Origin of the sequence: Burkholderia sp. WAC0059, from assembly GCF_002870125.1 — a bacterium.
Lineage (GTDB): Bacteria > Pseudomonadota > Gammaproteobacteria > Burkholderiales > Burkholderiaceae > Paraburkholderia.
In genome coordinates this window covers 91,603-110,861 of record NZ_PNEO01000020.1, presented here as the reverse complement: position 1 = coordinate 110,861, position 19,259 = coordinate 91,603, and the positions used below count along the sequence as shown (strand labels likewise).

At 69.3% G+C, this 19,259-nt stretch carries 17 protein-coding genes; 11 read left to right on the top strand and 6 right to left on the bottom strand.

What is annotated here, in order from left to right; translation table 11 throughout:
* A partial coding sequence (locus tag CY652_RS19450) for an AAA-associated domain-containing protein (protein ID WP_180970676.1) occupies positions 1-673 on the top strand: 673 nt, incomplete at its 5' end.
* 75 nt (positions 674-748) lie between these two features.
* On the opposite strand, the gene CY652_RS19445 is transcribed toward CY652_RS19450, so the two are convergent.
* Positions 749-1,654, bottom strand: coding sequence for a LysR family transcriptional regulator (locus CY652_RS19445; protein ID WP_102132349.1), 906 nt, complete (start codon positions 1,652-1,654; stop codon positions 749-751).
* Positions 1,655-1,773: 119 nt separating this feature from the next.
* On the opposite strand from CY652_RS19445, the gene CY652_RS19440 reads away from it, so the two are divergent.
* The 4 genes from CY652_RS19440 (at position 1,774) to CY652_RS19425 (ending at position 6,635) form a co-directional block, all read left to right on the top strand.
* Positions 1,774-2,940, top strand: a complete 1,167-nt coding sequence (locus CY652_RS19440; protein ID WP_102132348.1) for a mandelate racemase/muconate lactonizing enzyme family protein — start codon at positions 1,774-1,776, stop codon at positions 2,938-2,940.
* Positions 2,941-3,102: 162 nt separating this feature from the next.
* Positions 3,103-4,449 (top strand): C4-dicarboxylate transporter DctA, encoded by a 1,347-nt coding sequence (dctA, locus tag CY652_RS19435; protein WP_102132347.1) that lies wholly within the window; start codon positions 3,103-3,105, stop codon positions 4,447-4,449.
* A gap of 165 nt (positions 4,450-4,614) precedes the next feature.
* Positions 4,615-6,180, top strand: coding sequence for a methyl-accepting chemotaxis protein (locus CY652_RS19430; protein ID WP_180970674.1), 1,566 nt, complete (start codon positions 4,615-4,617; stop codon positions 6,178-6,180).
* Between the two features lie 206 nt (positions 6,181-6,386).
* Complete coding sequence (locus CY652_RS19425; RefSeq protein WP_180970673.1) at positions 6,387-6,635, top strand: hypothetical protein; 249 nt, start codon at positions 6,387-6,389, stop codon at positions 6,633-6,635.
* Positions 6,636-6,738: 103 nt separating this feature from the next.
* On the opposite strand, the gene CY652_RS19420 is transcribed toward CY652_RS19425, so the two are convergent.
* Positions 6,739-7,326 (bottom strand): YceI family protein, encoded by a 588-nt coding sequence (locus tag CY652_RS19420; RefSeq protein ID WP_102132345.1) that lies wholly within the window; start codon positions 7,324-7,326, stop codon positions 6,739-6,741.
* A gap of 152 nt (positions 7,327-7,478) precedes the next feature.
* Between CY652_RS19420 and CY652_RS19415 the strand changes: the two genes are divergently transcribed.
* Entirely contained in the window at positions 7,479-8,396 is a 918-nt protein-coding gene (locus CY652_RS19415) for a LysR family transcriptional regulator (RefSeq protein WP_102132344.1), read from the top strand.
* 170 nt (positions 8,397-8,566) lie between these two features.
* Here the strand turns inward: CY652_RS19415 and CY652_RS19410 are convergent, their stop codons facing one another.
* Positions 8,567-9,238 (bottom strand): VTT domain-containing protein, encoded by a 672-nt coding sequence (locus CY652_RS19410; RefSeq protein WP_102132343.1) that lies wholly within the window; start codon positions 9,236-9,238, stop codon positions 8,567-8,569.
* 289 nt (positions 9,239-9,527) lie between these two features.
* Here CY652_RS19410 and mutL point away from each other — a divergent pair, with 289 nt between their 5' ends.
* The 5 genes from mutL (at position 9,528) to CY652_RS19385 (ending at position 15,416) form a co-directional block, all read left to right on the top strand.
* Positions 9,528-11,534 carry a DNA mismatch repair endonuclease MutL gene (gene mutL, locus CY652_RS19405; protein ID WP_258002376.1) on the top strand — a complete coding sequence of 669 codons (2,007 nt, stop codon included), beginning with the start codon at positions 9,528-9,530 and terminating at the stop codon, positions 11,532-11,534.
* Positions 11,531-12,544: a tRNA (adenosine(37)-N6)-dimethylallyltransferase MiaA gene (gene miaA / locus CY652_RS19400; RefSeq protein WP_102132342.1), complete on the top strand. Its 1,014-nt coding sequence runs from the start codon at positions 11,531-11,533 to the stop codon at positions 12,542-12,544. The genes mutL and miaA overlap by 4 nt, the downstream gene beginning before the upstream one ends.
* A gap of 127 nt (positions 12,545-12,671) precedes the next feature.
* Positions 12,672-13,649, top strand: coding sequence for a metal ABC transporter solute-binding protein, Zn/Mn family (locus tag CY652_RS19395; protein ID WP_180970672.1), 978 nt, complete (start codon positions 12,672-12,674; stop codon positions 13,647-13,649).
* A 41-nt stretch (positions 13,650-13,690) separates the two neighbouring features.
* Positions 13,691-14,638 carry an ABC transporter ATP-binding protein gene (locus CY652_RS19390; protein WP_102132341.1) on the top strand — a complete coding sequence of 316 codons (948 nt, stop codon included), beginning with the start codon at positions 13,691-13,693 and terminating at the stop codon, positions 14,636-14,638.
* Positions 14,631-15,416 carry a metal ABC transporter permease gene (locus tag CY652_RS19385; protein WP_102132340.1) on the top strand — a complete coding sequence of 262 codons (786 nt, stop codon included), beginning with the start codon at positions 14,631-14,633 and terminating at the stop codon, positions 15,414-15,416. The genes CY652_RS19390 and CY652_RS19385 overlap by 8 nt, the downstream gene beginning before the upstream one ends.
* 31 nt (positions 15,417-15,447) lie before the next feature.
* Here the strand turns inward: CY652_RS19385 and fghA are convergent, their stop codons facing one another.
* The 3 genes from fghA to CY652_RS19370 form a co-directional block, all read right to left on the bottom strand.
* Positions 15,448-16,293: an S-formylglutathione hydrolase gene (gene fghA / locus CY652_RS19380; protein ID WP_102132339.1), complete on the bottom strand. Its 846-nt coding sequence runs from the start codon at positions 16,291-16,293 to the stop codon at positions 15,448-15,450.
* 16 nt (positions 16,294-16,309) lie between these two features.
* A complete protein-coding gene (locus tag CY652_RS19375; protein WP_102132338.1) occupies positions 16,310-17,416 on the bottom strand; it encodes an S-(hydroxymethyl)glutathione dehydrogenase/class III alcohol dehydrogenase in 1,107 nt (368 codons plus the stop codon).
* Between the two features lie 310 nt (positions 17,417-17,726).
* Positions 17,727-19,259 (bottom strand): efflux transporter outer membrane subunit, encoded by a 1,533-nt coding sequence (locus CY652_RS19370; protein ID WP_102132337.1) that lies wholly within the window; start codon positions 19,257-19,259, stop codon positions 17,727-17,729.

Below are 19,259 nucleotides of genomic sequence, written 5' to 3'. Positions count from 1 at the left end.
GTTCATGTGCGACCGGATTCTGGTGCTGTCGTCGAATCCGGGGCGGGTGATTGCGGAGATCAGGGTGCCGTTCCGGCATCCGCGCAACCGGCTGGACCCGGCGTTCAGGAAGCTGGTGGACGACATCTATGCGCAGATGACCGCACGCCAGACCGGCGAGGCCACGCGCGGCGGGATCGAATTCGGTAGCTGGCTCCCCAACGTCTCGACGAACCTGATGGCCGGCCTGATCGAGATGCTGGCCGCCGCGCCCTACCACGGCAAGGCCGACATGCCGGAAATCGCGCGCTCGCTGCACCTGGAAGTGGACGACCTGTTCCCGATCGCCGAAACGCTCCATCACCTGGGTTTTGCGGACGTCCGCGAAGGCGACGTGCTCCTGACGCCCGCGGCCCACACGTTCGCCGAATACGACACGCAAAAGCGCAAGATGATGTTCGCGGAGCATCTGCTGAAGCACGTGCCGCTGGCGGCGCGCATCCGGGCGGTGCTCAACGAGCGGCCGGGCCATCGCGCGCCGCGCGTGCGCTTCGAGCAGGAACTCGAGGACTTCCTCTCGGACAGTGCGGCGGAGGAAACGCTCGACGCCGTGATCGGCTGGGGCCGCTACGGGGAAATCTTCTCGTACAACGACCAGACCGAAATCTTTAGTCTGGCCGACGTCGAATCGTAAAACCGGCCCGCGCTTCGCGCCGCGACGGGGAGGCTTCCGCGTCGCGGCGCCTCCCCACCTGCCCCCTGCCCACGTTCACGCCTTCGAACCCGGCTGGAAATGCCGGACCAGAAAGTCGATGAACGCCCGCACCCTGACGGGCTGATTGCGCCGGCTCGGGTAATAGACGAACAGGTCCGCCGACGGCAGCACGAAGTCCGGCAGCACCACCTTCAGCCGCCCGCTCTCCAGATAGCGCGACAGATCCCACTCCGAACGGATCAGGATGCCGTGTCCGTCGAGCGCCCAGCCGAGCACGATGTCGCCGTCGTTGCTCGACAGCATGCCGTGGACCTTCACCACCTCGCGATGCTGGTCGCGCACGAAGCGCCAGATGCCGTAGGCGTCGTTGTTCTGCCGGTGCACGATGCAGCGGTGCCGGACCAGGTCGGTCACGCTGGCCGGCGTACCGTAGCGTTCGAGATAGGCGGGCGAAGCGCAGAGAAAGCGCCGGTTCGACAGGATGCGGCGGGCGTTGAGCCGCTTGTCGGGCAGCTCGCCGAAGCGGACCGCCACGTCGAAACCGTGCTCGACGAGGTCGACGGGCCGGTCGGTCACTTCGAACTGCACTTCCACCTCGGGATAGAGGTTCGCGAACTTCGAGACGAGCGGCGCGATCGTCGTGCGGCCGAAGCCGAGCGTCGCGTTCACGCGCAGCAGCCCGCGCGGCGCGGCCAGGCTGCTCGACACGGCCTCCTCCATGGTCCGCACGTCGGCGAGGATGCGCGTCGCGTGCTCGAGATAGGTCTCGCCCTCGGGCGTCAGGCTCACCGTGCGCGTGGTCCGGTTCACGAGCCGCACCCCGAGTTTCGCCTCCATCTGGGCAAGTCGCCGCGTCGCGGCCGGCGGCGTCAGGTCGAGCGCGCGCGCCGTGGCCGACAGGCTCCCGAAGCGCGCCAGCAGCACGAAGAACTCGAGGTCGGAGGTGAGGTCAGTTTTCACGAAAAGTGAATTATCAAATAACTCCGGCTGAATTCTAGCGCGCCCGGCAAGACGTAACCTGTCGGTTCTTGGCGGTTCGCGGCGCGCCGCGGACACAGTACAGGCATCCGGAGGCAGGAATGAAGATTGTTGAGATTCGCGAAAAAACGGTACCGATCAGCTCGTCGATCCGCAACGCCTACATCGACTTCAGCAAGATGACGCTGAGCCTCGTGGCCGTCGTCACCGACGTCGTGCGCGACGGCAAGCGCGTGGTCGGCTACGGCTTCAACTCGAACGGCCGCTACGGCCAGGGCACGCTGATGCGCGAGCGCTTCATCCCGCGCGTCATGGCCGCCGATCCGGACTCGCTCGTCGACGCGAGCGGCGCCAACCTCGACCCGCACAAGATCTGGGACACGATGTTCCTGAACGAGAAGCCGGGCGGGCACGGCGAGCGCTCCGTGGCGATCGGCACGATCGACATGGCGGTCTGGGACGCGGTCGCGAAGATCGCCGGCAAGCCGCTCTTCCAGTTGCTCGCCGAGCGCTACGGCAGCGGCGAGCCCGACCGGCGCGTGTTCGTCTACGCCGCGGGCGGCTACTACTACCCCGGCCAGGACAAGCGCAAGCTCCAGGACGAGATGCGCAGCTACCTCGACCGCGGCTACACGGTCGTCAAGAAGAAGATCGGCGGCGAGTCGCTCGACGAGGACCTGCGCCGCATCGACGCGATTCTCGACGTGCTCCAGGACGGCCAGAAGCTCGCCGTCGACGCGAACGGCCGCTTCGACCTCGACACGGCGATCCAGTACGCCAAGGCGCTCTCGCAATACGACCTGTTCTGGTACGAGGAACCCGGCGATCCGCTCGACTTCGAGCTGCAGGCCACGCTGCGCAACTACTACGACAAGCCCATGGCCACGGGCGAAAACCTCTTCTCGATGCAGGACGCGCGCAACCTGATACGCTATGGCGGCATGCGCGCCGACCGCGACTGGCTCCAGTTCGACTGCGCGCTCGCCTACGGTCTCGTCGAATATCTGCGCACGCTGAAGATGCTGCATCAGCACGGCTGGTCGCCCTCGCGCTGCGTCCCGCACGGCGGCCACCAGATGTCGCTGAACATCGCCGCCGGCCTCGGCCTCGGCGGCAACGAGTCGTATCCGGACCTGTTCCAGCCTTACGGCGGCTTCCCCGACGGCGTGAAGGTCGAGAACGGCTACATCACGATGCCCGACCTGCCGGGCATCGGCTTCGAAGGCAAGAGCGACCTGTACCGCGAAATGCAGGCGCTCGCGAGCTAGGCCGCCGGCCGTTCCGCCGCGCGCCCGCGCAGAAGCCGGCGGGCGCGCGGCTAACGGCCCGCAAACGGGGATCGCGGCGGCGCCGGACGGACGACGCACCGCCCGCAGACACAGAGCGCCGAACGAGAGGCGCCAGGCCAAAGCGTCCGCAAGGAGACAAGAATGCGTATTCAGACAATCCGCAGGAGCCTGTCGAAGCTCTACGTTCAGGTGCTGATCGGCATCGTCGCCGGCGTGCTGCTGGGGCACTTCAGCCCCGACCTCGGCGCGCAGATGAAACCGCTCGGCGACCTCTTCATCAAGCTGATCCGGATGCTGCTCGCGCCGGTCATCTTCGCCTCGGTGGTGGTCGGCATCGCGCGCATGAACGACATCCACGAGGCCGGGCGCGTCGGCGTGAAGGCGATCGTCTACTTCGAGGTCGTCTCCACGATCGCGCTCGCCATCGGCATCGTCGTCGTCGATCTGCTCAAGCCCGGCGCCGGCATGAACATCGACCCGTCGCACATCGACAGCGCGGCCATCGCCTCCTACACCCATGCCGCGAAGCAGCACGGCATGCTCGACTTCTTCATGAGCATCGTGCCGAGCACGGTGGTCGGCGCGTTCGCCAACGGCGACATGCTGCCGGTGATCTTCTTCTCGGTGCTGTTCGCCATCGCGCTCGCGCGCGTCGGTCCGCGCAGCGCGCCCCTCATCGACATGCTCGACATGTTCCTGCAGGCCATGTTCGGCGTCGTGCGCATCGTCATGTACGTGGCGCCCATCGGCGCATTCGGCGGCATCGCGTTCACGGTCGGCCGCTACGGCATCGGCACGCTGAAGTCGTTCGGCGAACTGATGTTCTGCGTCTATTTCACCTCGGTCGTATTCGTCGCGGTCGTGCTCGGCGTCGTCATGCGGCTGTGCGGCCTGTCGCTCTGGAAATTCCTGCGCTACATTCGCGACGAAATTCTCATCACGTTCGGCACGGCCTCGACGGAAGCCGTGCTGCCGCAGATGCTCGTGAAGCTCGAACAGCTCGGCTGCCGCAAGTCGGTCGTCGGCATGGTGCTGCCGACGGGCTATACGTTCAACGCCGACGGCACCTCGATCTATCTGACGATGGCCGCCCTCTTCGTCGCCCAGGCGATGAACATTCCGCTCTCGCTCTGGGACCAGCTCATCGTGCTCGGCGTCCTGCTGCTGACCTCGAAGGGCTCGGCGGGCGTGGCGGGCGCGGGCTTCGTGGCGCTCGCGGCGACGCTCTCGTCGATGCACCGCATTCCGGTGGCGGGGCTCGTGCTGCTGCTCGGCGTCGACCGTTTCCTCAACGAGGCGCGCGCCGTGACGAACCTGATCGGCAACGGCGTGGCAACGCTTGTCGTCGCGCGCTGGGAAGGCGCGCTCGACCTCGCCACGGCAAAGGCCGTGCTCGACGGCGAATTGCGTCCGGCGGCGCGCGCGCTGACGGACGCGCGGCCGGCCGACTTCGACGCCACGCATGCGCCGGGCCGGCAGGCGCATTGAGCCGGACGCACCCCGGCGGATTTTTGGGAGCGCGGGCCTCAAGTCCCGGGCATCCGCGGCCGTAAATACGGGGCAAGCAGATCCGTGCGGCGAGAAATACCACGCCATCGCCAGGCAGCCCTGACGAAGCGGCAAGGCAACGGGTCGGCGCCCCGAATAACGACCATGGAGACCCCTGCCATGCTTGCCCGCCTGTCCATCTCCGCCCGCCTCTGGATCGCCATGACCCTGCTCGGCGCCCTCGTCGTCGTGACGGGCGCGCTGGCCCAGTCCGGCATGCAGCGCGCCGACGCCGACCTGCGCTACGCCTACTCGAACCAGCTCGCCTCGGCCCTCGCGATCGGCAAGGCCAACCTGAACCTCACGATCGTGCGCACCACGCTCGACCGCGTGATGCTGCACCCCGAGTCGTCCGACACGCCCATGCTCATCGACAAGGCGCTCGACTACCTCGCGGTGTCGAACGGCGCCTGGGACGACTACATGAAGCTGCCTCACGAAGGCGACGAAGCGAGGCTCGCCGAAGCGGTCGGCACGGCGCGCGCGGCCATGCTGGGCGAGGCCATCATGCCGATGGTCGACGCGCTGAAGAAGCGCGACCACGACACGGCCGACGACATCGCGATGAAGCGCGTGCCGCCGCTCTCGGTCGCGCTCACGAAAGCCTCCGACGCGCTCTCGAACTGGAAGATCGACCACGGTCGCGAGGCCTTCGCTTCCGCACAGCGGCGCTTCGCGCTGCTGCGCGCGGCCGGCCTCGCGCTGATCGCCCTCGGCCTCGCCGTCAGCGCCTTCTGCGCGCTCGGCCTGCAGCGCTCGATCGCGCGCCCGCTGGCAAACGTTCTTGCGCAACTGCAGCGCATCGCGAGCGGCGACCTCACGGGCCGCATCGAGGCGCGCACGCACGACGAGATGGGGCGGCTGGCCGAAGGCCTGAAGACGATGCAGGGCAGCCTCACGCAGACCGTGCAGCAGGTCGCGCACAGCTCGGAGTCGATCGTGACGGCCACGCGCCAGATCGCGGCCGGCAACGGCGACCTCTCGCAGCGCACCGAGGAGCAGGCCGCCTCGCTCCAGCAGACCGCCGCGAGCATGGAAGAACTGAGCGCGACGGTCCGGCAGAACGCCGAGCACGCCCGCGAGGCGCAGACGCTCTCCGGCAAGGCCAACGACATCGCCGAGCGCGGCGCGCAGGTGGTCGGCGAGGTCGTCTCGACGATGGCCGAGATCGACAGCGGCTCGCAGAAGATCGCCGACATCACGGGCGTCATCGAGGGCATCGCCTTCCAGACCAACATCCTCGCGCTCAACGCGGCCGTGGAGGCCGCCCGCGCTGGCGACCAGGGACGCGGCTTCGCGGTGGTGGCCGGCGAGGTGCGCTCGCTCGCGCAGCGCGCGGGCGCCGCGGCGAAGGAGATCAAGGCACTGATCGGCGCGTCGGTGGAACGCGTGAGCACCGGCACGCGGCTCGTCGGCACGGCCGGCGAGACCATGGACGAAATCCGCAGCTCGATCGCGCACGTCACGACGATCATGAACGAAATCGCCTCGGCGTCCGACCAGCAGCGCGACGGCATCGAGCAGGTAAGCCAGGCGGTGTCGCAGATGGACCAGGTCTCGCAGCAGAACGCGGCGCTCGTCGAACAGGCTGCCGCGGCGGCGGCGGCGCTCGACTCGCAGGCGAACGCGCTGCGCGAGGCCGTGGCGGTATTCCGGCTGGCGGCGGCCTGACTCGGGCCGCCGCGGCGTCGATCCGGCTGGCGGCTTGCGGGCCTCGGGCCGGGCGCCGGGCCGAAACCGGGTCTGAAACCAACCGTAACGGGACGATTCGCGCCGCATCGAAATGGCGCCGGCCGCGGCCATCTAACCGTCACGTTGCGCAGTTAATCTTTGTCCCCCGTGCCCAGGTCACGGCTTTACTGTACCGGGAGACAACGATGCTGAGCCCCCATGAATTCGCCACGCTCATGCTGGTCAAGAACGCACCTGACCAGATCGACATGAGCCGTGCCGAACTCGAAACACTGATGGAACGTCAACTCGTCATGCTGGAGCAGCTTGCCGAAGGGCATCGCCGGCCGGCCCTGACGCCGAGCGGCGACTCCCTGCTGCTCGCCACGCGCCTGCACCACGAGCAGTCGCCGTGGCCGCCGTCGTCCGAGCCCGGCGGCGAGGAAGTGCTGTAGGGTCCGTGCCCGCGTCGGCGCGCACAGACCCCAAGCCCCATTCGGCTTTGCCCGACGGCACGTCGCCCGCGGACGCGGGCGAGACGGCCCGCAACAACCCGCGTCAGTCGGCCCTGACGCCTTCGACCTGGATTTCCAGCCGGGTCCACATCTTGAACCCGTACGAGGCGCCGTAGTTCACGCCGTAATCGGCGCGGTTGAACTCGGCCTTCGCGTCCGCCCCGCAAACCTCGCGCTTGATGAGCGGATTCTGGAAGCACTTGAACGAATCGATCGTCAGGTTGAGCGGCTTCGTCACGCCGTGCAGCGTGAACGTGCCGACCACTTCGGCCGGCGTATCGCCCTTGAAGCGGATCGTCCCCTTGTAGGTCGCGGTCGGATACTTCGCGACGTCGAGCATCTCGGCGGAGCGCACGTGCACGTCGAGCGCGGCGTTGCCGGTGTCGATCGACGAGGCGTCGATCGACACGTCCACCGTCCCCGTCTTCGCCGCGCGGTCGAGCACCACCGTGCCGCCCGACTTCGTGAACTTGCCGCGCCACACCGACACGCCGCCGAAGTGATCGGTCTCGAAGCTCGGATAGGTGTGGTCCGGATCGAGGTTGTAGGTGACGCCGGCGGCAAACGCGGGCGTGGCGAACGCGGCGGCGACGGCCGCGGCCAGAGACAGGGTCAGCGTGGTTTTCTTCATGTCGGTCGTTCGAAAAAAATAAAGGCGCTCCGGGGCTGTGCGCCGACGACCGGCCCGCCCCCCGGAAAAAGCGGTGCGCGGACTTTACCTTCCCCGACATATTCAAACAATCGTCTAGAATTGATTATTACCATCCATTTTCTGGATATCGAATGGACCGCTCGCCGAGCCTCGAACAACTGCGTGCGCTGATCGCCATTGCCGAGACGGGCAGCTTCTCGGCCGCCGCGCGCCGGCTCGACCGGGCGCAGTCGGTCGTCAGCTACACCATCGCGAATCTCGAGGCGCTGCTCGGCGTCGCGCTGTTCGAGCGCGGCCGGCGCAAGCCCGAGCTGACCGAGGCGGGCCGCGCGATTCTCGGCGACGCGCGCCGTCTCGACCTGCTGATGGGCCAGCTCGGCGCGAAGGCGGCCGGGCTGCAGCGCGGGCTGGAAGGCGAGGTGTCGCTCGCGGTGGACGTGATGTTTCCGTCGCAGCGCCTCGTCGCCGCGCTGCAGGCGTTTTCCGGCGCGTTTCCGACGGTCGCCCTGAACCTGACGATGGAAGCGCTCGGCGGCGTGCTCAAGCTCGTGCTCGACGGCGACTGCGCGTTCGGCATCAGCGGGCCGAATCAGAACTGGCCGCACGTGATCGAGGCGCAGTCGATCGGCACCGTCGAGCTGGTGCTGGTCGCGGCGCCGAGCCATCCGCTCGCGCGCACGGACCGGCCCGTGCGCATCTCCGAGGCGCGCGAGCACACGCAGCTCGTGCTGACGGACCGCAGCCGCCTGACCGAGGGGCAGACCTACGGCGTGTACGGCGCCCGCACCTGGAAGCTCGGGGATCTGGCCGCGAAGCACCGGCTGCTGCTGGCCGGGCTCGGCTGGGGCTCGATGCCCCGCCATCTCGTGGACGCGGACCTCGAAACGGGACGGCTCGTCCCCGTCGCGCTCGCGGACCGCCGCGCGGTGAACTACAACGTGTCGCTGATCCAGCGCACGGACCGGGCGACGGGACCGGCGAGCCGCTGGCTCATCGGCTATCTCTGCGATAGCACCCCGCCCGACGACCCGCTGCCTGACGCGAGTTGAACGTTCGCGGCGGCGCGAACATTCAACTCGCATCCGCCTGTCGCGTGCGCCCGTCCACGCACAACGACACGTACGGCTCGTCGAAACCTTCCGGCAGGCCGGCTATCCGACGCCGGAAACGCGCCGCTCGCGCGCCGCGCGACCCGAGGGCGCCCCGCCTCGTCCTGCCTTTACGGGCGGCCCTGGCGCCGCGCGCCGCCGCGCGTCATTCTCCAGAGCCCGCCGAGCGCGACCGGCACGACGGCCGCGCCGATCCCGACGAGCACGATCACGTTCAGATACCGCTGGATGAACGGGATGTTGCCGAAGAAATAGCCGAGCAGCACGAGCAGCAGCACCCAGAGCAGCGCGCCCGTCACGTTGAAGGCCTGGAAGCGGCTCGCGCCCATTTCCGAGACGCCGGCGACGAACGGCGCGAACGTGCGCACCACCGGAATGAAGCGCGAGAGCACGATGGTCTTGCCGCCGTGGCGCGTGTAGAAGTCGTGCGTCTTTTGCAGCGCCGCGCGGTCGAGGAACCGCTCGAGCCCACGGATGTGCGTGTTGAACACGGCCGGCCCGATGGCGCGGCCGACCAGATAGTTCACCGTGTTGCCCGTCACGGACGCCACGACGAGCAGCACGATCAGGAGGCCGAGATTCATCGTATGCGCCGCGCTGAACGTGCCGCCGATGAACAGCAGCGAATCGCCGGGCAAGAACGGCAGCACGACGAGCCCCGTTTCGCAGAACACGATCAGGAACAGCACCGCGTAGACCCACGCGCCGTAGTGGTGAATGAAAACGCCGAGAAACTTGTCGATGTGGAGAACGAGGTTGGCGAATTGCAGCAGCGTATTCAAGGGCGTCCCTTATGGCTTGAGCGGATGACGTCGGCGGACGATCACGCCGACGGCTGGCAAGGCGGCCCCGACGCTGGCTGCGGCGACCGGCGGGAGGCCGAAAAATTGACCGCGCCATGATACCGAAAGTGCCCGGACGTCACGAAAAATACACGGTCCGGCGCCGGTTGGCGGGCCGGGCCGCGCGCGCCGAATCGCTATAATGGCCCGCATGTCCTCGTATCCCGATTCCTCCGACGACGCCGGTTCCGCCGACGGCGCCCGCGCCGGCCTGGACGCCACGGCGGCCATGTCAGCCGCGCCGGCTGCCCGCGCGCCGCGAGCGCCGCGTGCCATCCAGCCGCTGCCGGACCAGCTCATCAGCCAGATCGCGGCCGGCGAGGTGGTCGAGCGACCCGCGTCGGTCGTCAAGGAACTGCTCGAAAACGCGCTCGATGCCGGCGCGAGCACGCTGCGCATCGTGCTCGACGAAGGCGGCGTCAAACGCATCTCGATCACCGACAACGGTTACGGCATCCCCGAGCGCGAGCTGCCGCTCTCGCTGATGCGCCACGCGACGAGCAAGATCCGCTCGCTCGCCGAACTCGAAAGCGTCGCGACGCTCGGCTTTCGCGGCGAGGCGCTCGCCTCGATCGCGTCGGTGGCCGAAATGTTCGTCACGAGCCGCACGGCCGACGCGCCGCACGCGGTGCGCATCGACGCGCAGACCGGCACGCTCGCGCCCGCCGCCGGCACGCGGGGCACGACGATCGAGGTGCGCGAGCTCTACTTCAACACGCCAGCGCGCCGCAAATTTCTCAAGAGCGAGCAGACCGAGCTCGGCCATTGCCTCGAAATGGTCCGGCGCGTCGCGCTCGCCCGCCCCGACGTCGCGATCTCGGTGCTGCACAACGGCCGCGCGCTCGAACACTGGAACGCGAGCGAACCGGCCGCGCGCGTCGCGAAGATTCTCGGCGACACGTTCGCCACGGCCCATCTGCCGCTCGACGAATCGGCGGGTCCGCTCGCGGTCTACGGGTGCGCCGGCCTGCCGACCGCCAGCCGCGGACGCGCGGACCAGCAGTATTTCTTCGTCAACGGCCGCTTCGTGCGCGACAAGCTGCTCACGCACGCCGTGCGCGCCGCCTACGAGGACGTGCTGCACGGCGAGCGATTTCCGTCCTACGTGCTGTTCCTCGACCTGCCGCCCGAAGCCGTGGACGTCAACGTGCATCCGTCCAAGATCGAGGTGCGGTTCCGCGACTCGCGCTCGATCCACCAGTTCGTGTTCCACGCCGTGCAGCGCGCGCTCGCGCGGCACGCGGGAGCCTCGCCCGAGACGACGGCCGGCGGCCATGCCGCGCATCTCGCGGCCGGCGACGCGCCCGGCGCGAGCGTGCTGACGGCCGGCGCGCGCGCGAGCGGCACTCTCGGCGAGGGCGGAGAGACGACCGGCGGCGCCGGCACGAGCGGCTTTACCCGCCCCGGCGCGGGCGGCCTCACGGCCGGCAACACCTGGCTGCGGCAGTCGCGGATGACCCAGGGGTCGCTGCCCGTCGCCCAGCCGCTCGCACTCTACGACGCCCTGTTCGGCCGCCGCGACGTCGGCGCGGGCACGCCGCAAGGCACAACGCGGCACGACGCAATCTCCGGTGCCGACGCGGCCGCCGCGCCCGGCACGCCCCCGGGTTTCGCCGCCGGCGCCGCTGCGGCCGCCCCGCTCCCGCACGACGATCAGCCGCTCGGCTTCGCGCTCGGCCAGATTCACGGCATCTACGTGCTCGCGCAGAACGCGCGCGGGCTCGTGATCGTGGACATGCACGCCGCGCACGAACGCATTCTCTACGAGCAGTTCAAGCTCGCGCTCGCGGAACGCTCGCTCGCCGTGCAGCCGCTCCTGATTCCGCTCGCGATGACCGCAAGCCCGATCGAGGTCGGCGTCGTCGAGGAAGAGAAGGCCACGCTCGACGCGCTCGGCTTCGATCTCGCCGTGCTCTCGCCGACCTCGATCGCGATCCGCGCCGTGCCGGCCCTGCTCAAGGACGCCGACCTGCAGGCGCTCGCGCGCGCCGTGCTGGCCGACCTGCAGGCCTGGGGCGGCTCGCGCGTGCTGACCGAGCGGCAGCACGAGATGCTCGGTACGCTCGCCTGCCATCACGCGGTGCGCGCCAACCGCCGCCTCACGCTCGACGAGATGAACGCGCTGCTGCGCCAGATGGAAGCGACCGAACGCGCGGACCAGTGCAACCACGGCAGGCCGACGTGGTATCAGCTCACGCTCGCCGATCTGGACCGGCTCTTCATGCGCGGTCAATGAAGGCCGTCCCGTCGGCAACCGGCACCGCGGACGACGCGGACCGGGATCGCGCGATTCCCATCCCCTGCCTGCTCGGCCCGACCGCCTCGGGCAAGACCGCGGCGGCGCTCGCGTTCGCGGCCCGCGAGGCGCGATCCGGACGCAGCGTCGAGATCGTCAGCGTGGATTCCGCGCTCGTCTATCGCGGCATGGACATCGGCACCGCGAAGCCGACCGCCGCGGAGCGCGCCGCCGTCCCGCATCACCTGATCGACATCGTCGAGCCGGTCAACGCGTACTCGGCCGCCGACTTTCGCGCCGACGCGCTGCGCACGGTCGGCGAGATTCTCGCGCGCAACGGCGTGCCGCTCCTCGTCGGCGGCACGCTGCTCTACTACCGTGCGCTCACGGCCGGACTCAACGACCTGCCGGCCGCCGACGCCGCCGTGCGCGCCGCGCTCGAAACCGACGCGGCCCGCGAGGGCTGGCCCGCACTGCACGCGCGGCTCGCGCGCGTCGATGCGGCCACGGCCGCGCGGCTCGCGCCCAACGACGCGCAGCGCATCCAGCGCGCGCTCGAAGTGTTCGTGCTGACGGGGCAGCCGATGTCGGCGCTGCTCGCCGCGCCACGGACGCACGATCGCGACGCGGCGCGCTACCGCTTCGTACCCGTCACGCTCGAGCCGTCCGAGCGCGGCGTGCTGCACGAACGGATCGCGCGCCGCTTCGACGCGATGCTGGCGGCGGGCTTCGTCGACGAGGTCCGGGCGCTGCGCGCGCGCGGCGATCTGCATCCGGGCCTGCCGTCGATGCGTTGCGTCGGCTACCGGCAGGTGTGGGCGTATCTCGACGGCGCAACCGACTATGCCGCCATGCGCGAGCAAGGCATCTTCGCGACACGACAGTTGTGCAAGCGCCAGCTCACCTGGCTGCGCTCGATGCCGGAACGCACCGTGATCGACTGCTGCGCCGACGACGCAACGACCGAAGCCGTCGGGGCGATCGCGCGCGTCGTGTCCGGCGAGTCCTGAGCGCCGCTTCGGCGCCCCCGCGCCGAACCTCATCGCCGCGACCGCCCCCAATTCCCCGGCTACGTTATATCATTCCGCCTTTGCCCTTGAAGTCGCTGCTGTCGGGCCGCGTCCTTTTTTTCGAGCCATGCCGATCCAGAACCGCAAAATCCCGAAGACCGCCCCGATGCGCGCCCGCGCCGCCGGCCGCCTCGCCGCATGGCGCGCCGCTGCCGTTCTCGCAGTCGGCCTCGCCGCCGCGGGCCTCGCCCCCGCCGCCCGCGCGCAGGACGCGCCGGTGCCGGTCGTCGCCGCCGAGAACTTCTACGGCGACGTGGTCCGCCAGATCGGCGGCGCGCACGTCGCCGTAACGAGCATCCTGAGCAACCCCGACGAAGACCCGCATCTGTTCGAAGCCAGCCCGAAGACGGCGCGCGCGCTCCAGCACGCGCGCGTCGTCGTCTACAACGGCGCCGACTACGATCCGTGGATGGACCGGCTGCTCTCGGTCTCGCCGGGTGCGAATCGGACGACGATCGTCGCGGCCGCCCTCGTCGGCAAGAAGTCCGGCGACAATCCTCATCTCTGGTACGACCCGCGCACGATGCCGGCCGTCGCGCGCGCGGTGGACGCCGCGCTCGACGCCGCCGATCCCGCGCACCGCGACGACTACGACGCCAACCTCGCGTCGTTCCTCGCCTCGCTCGAGCCCCTCGACGCGAAGGTCGCCGCGCTGCGCGCGCGCTACGCGGGCGTGCCGGTTACGGCCACGGAACCCGTGTTCGGCTATATGGCGGCGGCGATCGGCCTCGACATGCGCAACCTGTCGTTCCAGATCGCGACGATGAACGACACGGAGGCCAGCGCCTCGGACATCGCCGCGTTCGAGCGCGACCTGCGGGAGCGGCGCGTGCGCGTACTGATCTACAACAGCCAGGCGACCGAGGCGCTCACGAAGCGCATGCTAGAACTCGCGCGGCAATCGCACGTGCCGGCCGTGAGCGTCACCGAGACGGAGCCGGCCGGCACGAATTTCCAGCACTGGATGCTCGCGCAGCTCGACGCGCTCGACGCGGCGCTCACCGGCGGCGCGACGGGCGCGCCGGTGCCGAAAACGCGACCGTAACGGCAACGGCAATCGCCTCCGCCCGCACAAGGAACCCGCCGATGTCCTCCTCCGGCTCCGCCGCCCCGACGTCCGTGCCCGACAACCGCGCGCCCTCCGCGACGCCCGTGCTCGCACTCTCGGACGTGACGCTCTCGCTCGGCGCGCGCACGATCCTGCGCGAGGCAAGCTTCGCGGTGAACCAGGGCGAATTCATCGGCGTGCTCGGGCCGAACGGTGCGGGCAAGACGACGCTGATGCGCGCAGTGCTCGGCCTCGTGCCGGCCTCGCGCGGCACGATCCGCGTGCTCGGCGAGCCCGTGACGGGCGGCAGCCGGCGCGGCAATCCGGCGATCGGCTACATGCCGCAGACGCGCACCGCGCTCGCGGGACGCCGCGTGCGCGGCCGCGACTTCGTCGCGATGGCCGCCGACGGCCACCGCTGGGGCCTGCCGCACGAGAGCGCGGCCACGCGCGCCGACGTCGCGCGCGTGCTCGATCTCGTCGGCGCGAGCGCGCTCGGCGAGCGGCCACTCTCCGAGCTATCGGGCGGCGAGCGCCAGCGCCTGCTGCTCGCCCAGTGCCTGCTCGGCAAACCGAAGCTGCTGCTGCTCGACGAGCCGCTCATCAGCCTCGACCCGAACCGTCAGCGCGGCGTCGTCGAGCTCGTGCGCCGCGTGCAGCGCGAACTCGGCATCGCCGTGCTGTTCTCGGCGCACGAACTCAACCCGCTCCTCGACGCGCTCGACCGCGTGCTCTATCTCGGCAACGGCGTCGCGGCGCTCGGCAGCGTCGACGAGGTCATCACCCCGCCCGTGCTCTCGCGCCTCTACGGCTCGCCGATCGACGTGATGCGCGTGAACGGACGCATCTTCGTAATGTCCGGCGGCGTCGAGGTCGAAAAGCACGACCACGGGCACGAACACGATCATTCGCACGAAGAACCGGACGGCCACGCCCATTCGCATTCGCACGGCGACCCCGAACACGAGTCCACTGGCAATGCTTGATTACGACTTCATGGTGAACGCCTTCGCGGCGTCGGGCATGACCGCCGTGCTGGCGGGCATCGTCGGTTACTTCCTCGTGCTGCGCGGACAGACTTTCGCCGGCCACGCGCTCTCGCACGTCGGCTTCACGGGCGCGACGGGCGCGGTGCTGCTCGGCGTCTCGCCGATCTGGGGCATGGCCGGCTTCACGCTCGCGGCGGGCATCGGCATGGGCGCGCTCGGCGAACGCCTCGCGGGCCGCGACGTCGCGATCGGCGTGATCCTCTCGCTCGCGCTCGGCTTTGGCCTGCTGTTCCTGCATTTCTTCACGGCTTATGCGACGCAGGTCACGGCCCTGCTGTTCGGCAACGTGCTCGGCGTGAGCCGCGACACGCTCGTCGTGCTGGCCCTGTTCGCGGCCGCGAGCCTCGTCGCGCTCGCGGCCATCATGCGGCCGCTGCTATTCGCCTCGCTGCAACCGGAGCTGGCCGAAGCCAAAGGCGTGTCGCTGCGGCTCGTGTCGGTGCTGTTCCTCGCGATCACGGCGCTCGCCGTGGCCGCCTGCACGCAGATCGTCGGCGTGCTGCTCGTGTTCACGCTGATGGTCGGCCCGGCCGCGGCGGCGCAGAACCTGACGACGCGTCTCGGTGCCGGCCTCGCGCTCGCGGCCGCGCTGGCGCTCGCCCAGGCCTGGCTCGGCGTCGCGCTCTCGTTCTATACGGACTGGCCGACGAGCTTCTGGATCACCGCGCTGGCGGCGGTGGTGTACGGCGCCAGCCTGCTCGGGCGGCGCCCGTAGAACCGGCGCCCGCCGCCGGACAGGACGCGCGCTACCTAGACAGCGCGCGCGCGTGATGCGCGACGTGGTCCTCGACGAACGTCGAGATGAAGAAGTACCCGTGGTCGTAGCCCGCGTGACGGCGCAGCGTCAGCGGCTGACCCGCCGCGCGACAGGCGGCCTCGAACGCGTCCGGATGCAACTGCTGCTCGAGGAACGGGTCCGAGAGCCCCTGATCGATCAGGATGCCTTCGTCGAAGCGACGCGAGGCCTGCGCCACGAGCTCGCTCGCGTCGTACTGCCGCCAGGCCTCGCGGTCCTCGCCGAGATAACCCGAAAACGCCTTCTCGCCCCACGGACAGCGCATCGGCGCGGCGATCGGCGCGAACGCCGACACCGACCGATAGCGCTCGGGATTGCGCAGCGCGAGCATCAGCGCGCCGTGGCCGCCCATCGAGTGACCGAAGATGCCGAGCCGCTCGCCGTCCACGGGCAGGCTCGCCACGACGGCGTCGGGCAACTCGTCGCGCACGTACGAGTACATCCGGTAGTGCGTCGACCACGGCACGCGCGTGGCGTCGACGTAAAAACCCGCGCCCACGCCGAAGTCCCACGCGTCGGTCTCGCCCGGCACGCCGGCTCCGCGCGGGCTCGTGTCGGGCGAAATCAGCGCGAGCCCGTGCTGCGCGGCGAAGCGCTGCGCGCCGGCCTTGATCGGGAACGTCTCCTCGGTGCAGGTCAGCCCGGCCAGGTAGACGAGACCCGGCACGCGCGCCTTCTGCGCCTGCGGCGGCAGATAGACCGAGAAGCGCATCGGCAGACCGATCGTCTTCGATTCGTGGCGATAGATGCGCTGCACGCCGCCGTGGCAGGCGTGTTCCTCGACGAGTTCCAGCATCGCGCGCTCCCTTTCCTCAGTACAGCACGACCGAGCGGATCGACTCGCCCTTCTTCATCAGGTCGAAGCCGTCGTTGATCTTCTCGAGCGGCAGCGTGTGCGTGATGAGGTCGTCGATGTTGATCTTGCCTTCCATGTACCAGTCGACGATCTTCGGCACGTCGGTGCGTCCGCGCGCGCCGCCGAAGGCCGAGCCCTTCCACTGGCGACCCGTGACGAGCTGGAACGGCCGCGTGCCGATCTCCTCGCCGGCCGCCGCCACGCCGATGATGAACGACTGGCCCCAGCCCTTGTGCGTGCACTCGAGCGCCTGGCGCATCACCTTCGTGTTGCCGATGCACTCGAACGAGTAGTCGGCGCCGCCGTCGGTCAACTGCACGATGTGGTCGACGACGTTCTCGACCTCGTTCGGGTTGATGAAGTGCGTCATGCCGAACTTCTTCGCGAGCTCGACGCGCTTCGGGTTGAGGTCGACGCCGATGATTTTGTCGGCCCCGACCATCTTCGCGCCCTGAATGACGTTCAGGCCGATGCCGCCGAGCCCGAACACGACGACGTTCGCGCCCGCCTCGACCTTCGCCGAGTAGACGACCGCGCCCACGCCCGTCGTCACGCCGCAGCCGATGTAGCAGACCTTGTCGAACGGCGCGTCCTCGCGAATCTTCGCGACGGCGATCTCCGGCACGACGATGTAGTTCGAGAACGTCGAGGTGCCCATGTAATGAAAGAGCGGCTTGCCGCCGAGCGAGAAGCGCGAGGTCGAGTCGGGCATGAGGCCCCGGCCCTGAGTCGTGCGGATCGCCTGGCACAGGTTGGTCTTGCGCGACAGGCAGAACTTGCACTGGCGGCATTCGGGCGTGTAGAGCGGAATCACGTGATCGCCCTTCCTCAGCGAGCCGACGCCGGGGCCGACGTCGACGACCACACCTGCGCCCTCGTGGCCGAGAATGGCCGGGAAGATGCCCTCGGGGTCCGCGCCCGAGAGCGTGTAGTAGTCGGTGTGGCAGATGCCCGTCGCCTTCACCTCGATCAGGACCTCGCCGGCGCGCGGCCCTTCCAGATCGACTTCCTCGATCGTCAGCGGGACGCCCGCCTTCCATGCGATGGCTGCTTTGGTCTTCATTGTCGATGCTCCTGTGAATCTGCAAAAATCCGTGTGCCCGCGGACCGCGCCGCTGCGCCTCGTGTACTCCGCCGCGCACCGGGCATGCCGGGCGCGCCGGACGTCTCGGCCTCATCCTACGACAGCCGGCGCAAGGTCGCTTCGAGCATCGCGCTTCCCGACGTGCCGACGTGCCGACGTGCCGACGTGCGCGCGGGCGAGCCCAGATCATAACGGCAAGCGTCGGCATCCCGCTGTCGCGCCGGCTGCCGCGCGCATAAAAAAACGCCACGGATTTCCGTGGCGTTTCCGTCCTGCCCGACCGACCGCTTCAGCTCGCGGCCGGCGCCGATGCGGCCGTCGGCGCGCTCGCCGCGCCGTAGTCCACCGGCGCGTCGGCGGGACGCGGGTTGTCGCCCGAATGCTCGATCCAGCCGCCGCCCAGCGCACGGTACAGATCGACCAAATTGCTCAGTTGGGCAAGGCGCGTCGAGATCAACTGCTGCTGCACGGCGTACAGGTCCGTCTGCGCCGTCAGCACTGACAGGTAGCTGTCCACGCCGTTGCGGTAGCGCAGCTCCGACAGGTCGAGGCGACGCTGGTTCGCGAACGTGTCGGTCTCGAGCGAGGAGAGCTCCTGATCGTAGGTGCCGCGCGCGGCCAGCCCGTCCGCCACTTCGCGGAACGCCGACTGGATCGCCTGCTCGTACTGCGCGATCTGGATGTTCTTCTCGACGTGCGCGAGATCGAGGTTGGCGATGTTCGAGCCGCCCTCGAAGATCGGCGCCGCGATCTGCGGCGCGAACGACCACGCCGCCGAGCCGGCCTTGAACAGGCCGCCGAGCGTCGGGCTCGCCGTGCCGAACGTGCCGGTGAGCGAGATGTTCGGGAAGAACGCCGCGCGCGCCGCGCCGATGTTCGCGTTGGCGGCCCGCAGCGACTCCTCGGCCTCCATGATGTCGGGCCGGCGCGTCAGGAGATCGGACGGCAAGCCGGCAGGAACGTCGGCGAGCAGCTTCTGCGAGTCGAGCGGCAGCCCCGGCGCGAGGTTGGCCGGCAGTGGCTCGCCGAGCAGCAGCACGAGCGCGTTCTCGTCCTGGGCGCGGGCGCGGGCCTGGGCCTGCATGTTCGCCCGCGCAGACTCGACCACGGTCTGCGCCTCGCGCAGATCCAGCTCCGAACCCGTGCCGTTCTCGTACTGCAGCTTCGTGAGGTTATACGACGCCTCGGCCGTGCTCAGCGTCTCGCGCGTAACTTCGAGCAGATCGTCGTCGGCCAGCATCGTCAGATACTGGTCGCCCACCTGAGAGACGAGCAGGATTTCCGCCGCCTTGCGCGCCTGGGCCGTCGACAGATACTGGTCGAGCGCGACGTCCTTCAGGCTGCGCAGGCGGCCGAAGAAGTCGATTTCCCACGACGCGCTAAGCCCCACCGTGTAGGTAGTCGAAAGCGTCTGGTTGAAGAGCGAGAGATCCTTCGGCGTGCGCTGCCGCGAGCCCGAACCGACCGCGTCGAGGGTCGGCAGGAGCGCCGCGCGCGTGATCTGATACTGCGCGCGCGCGGCCTGTACGTTGAGCGCCGCCACGCGCAGATTGCGGTTGTTTTTCAACGCAATCTCGATCAGTTGCTGCAGACGCGGATCGACGAAGAAGTCGCGCCAGCCGATGTCGACGGCCGCCGCGCCGTTCGCGCTGCGCTCGTCGGGCGCGAGGCTGCGCCCGCCCTGCCCCGGCTGCGTCGCGTAGACGCCGCCTTGCGGGAACGTCGACGACACCGGCGCGGCCGGCCGCATGAACTTCGGCTCCATCGTGCAGCCGGTGGCGAGAAGCGCGGCCGCAACTGCAATCACGGAATATTTATGCAT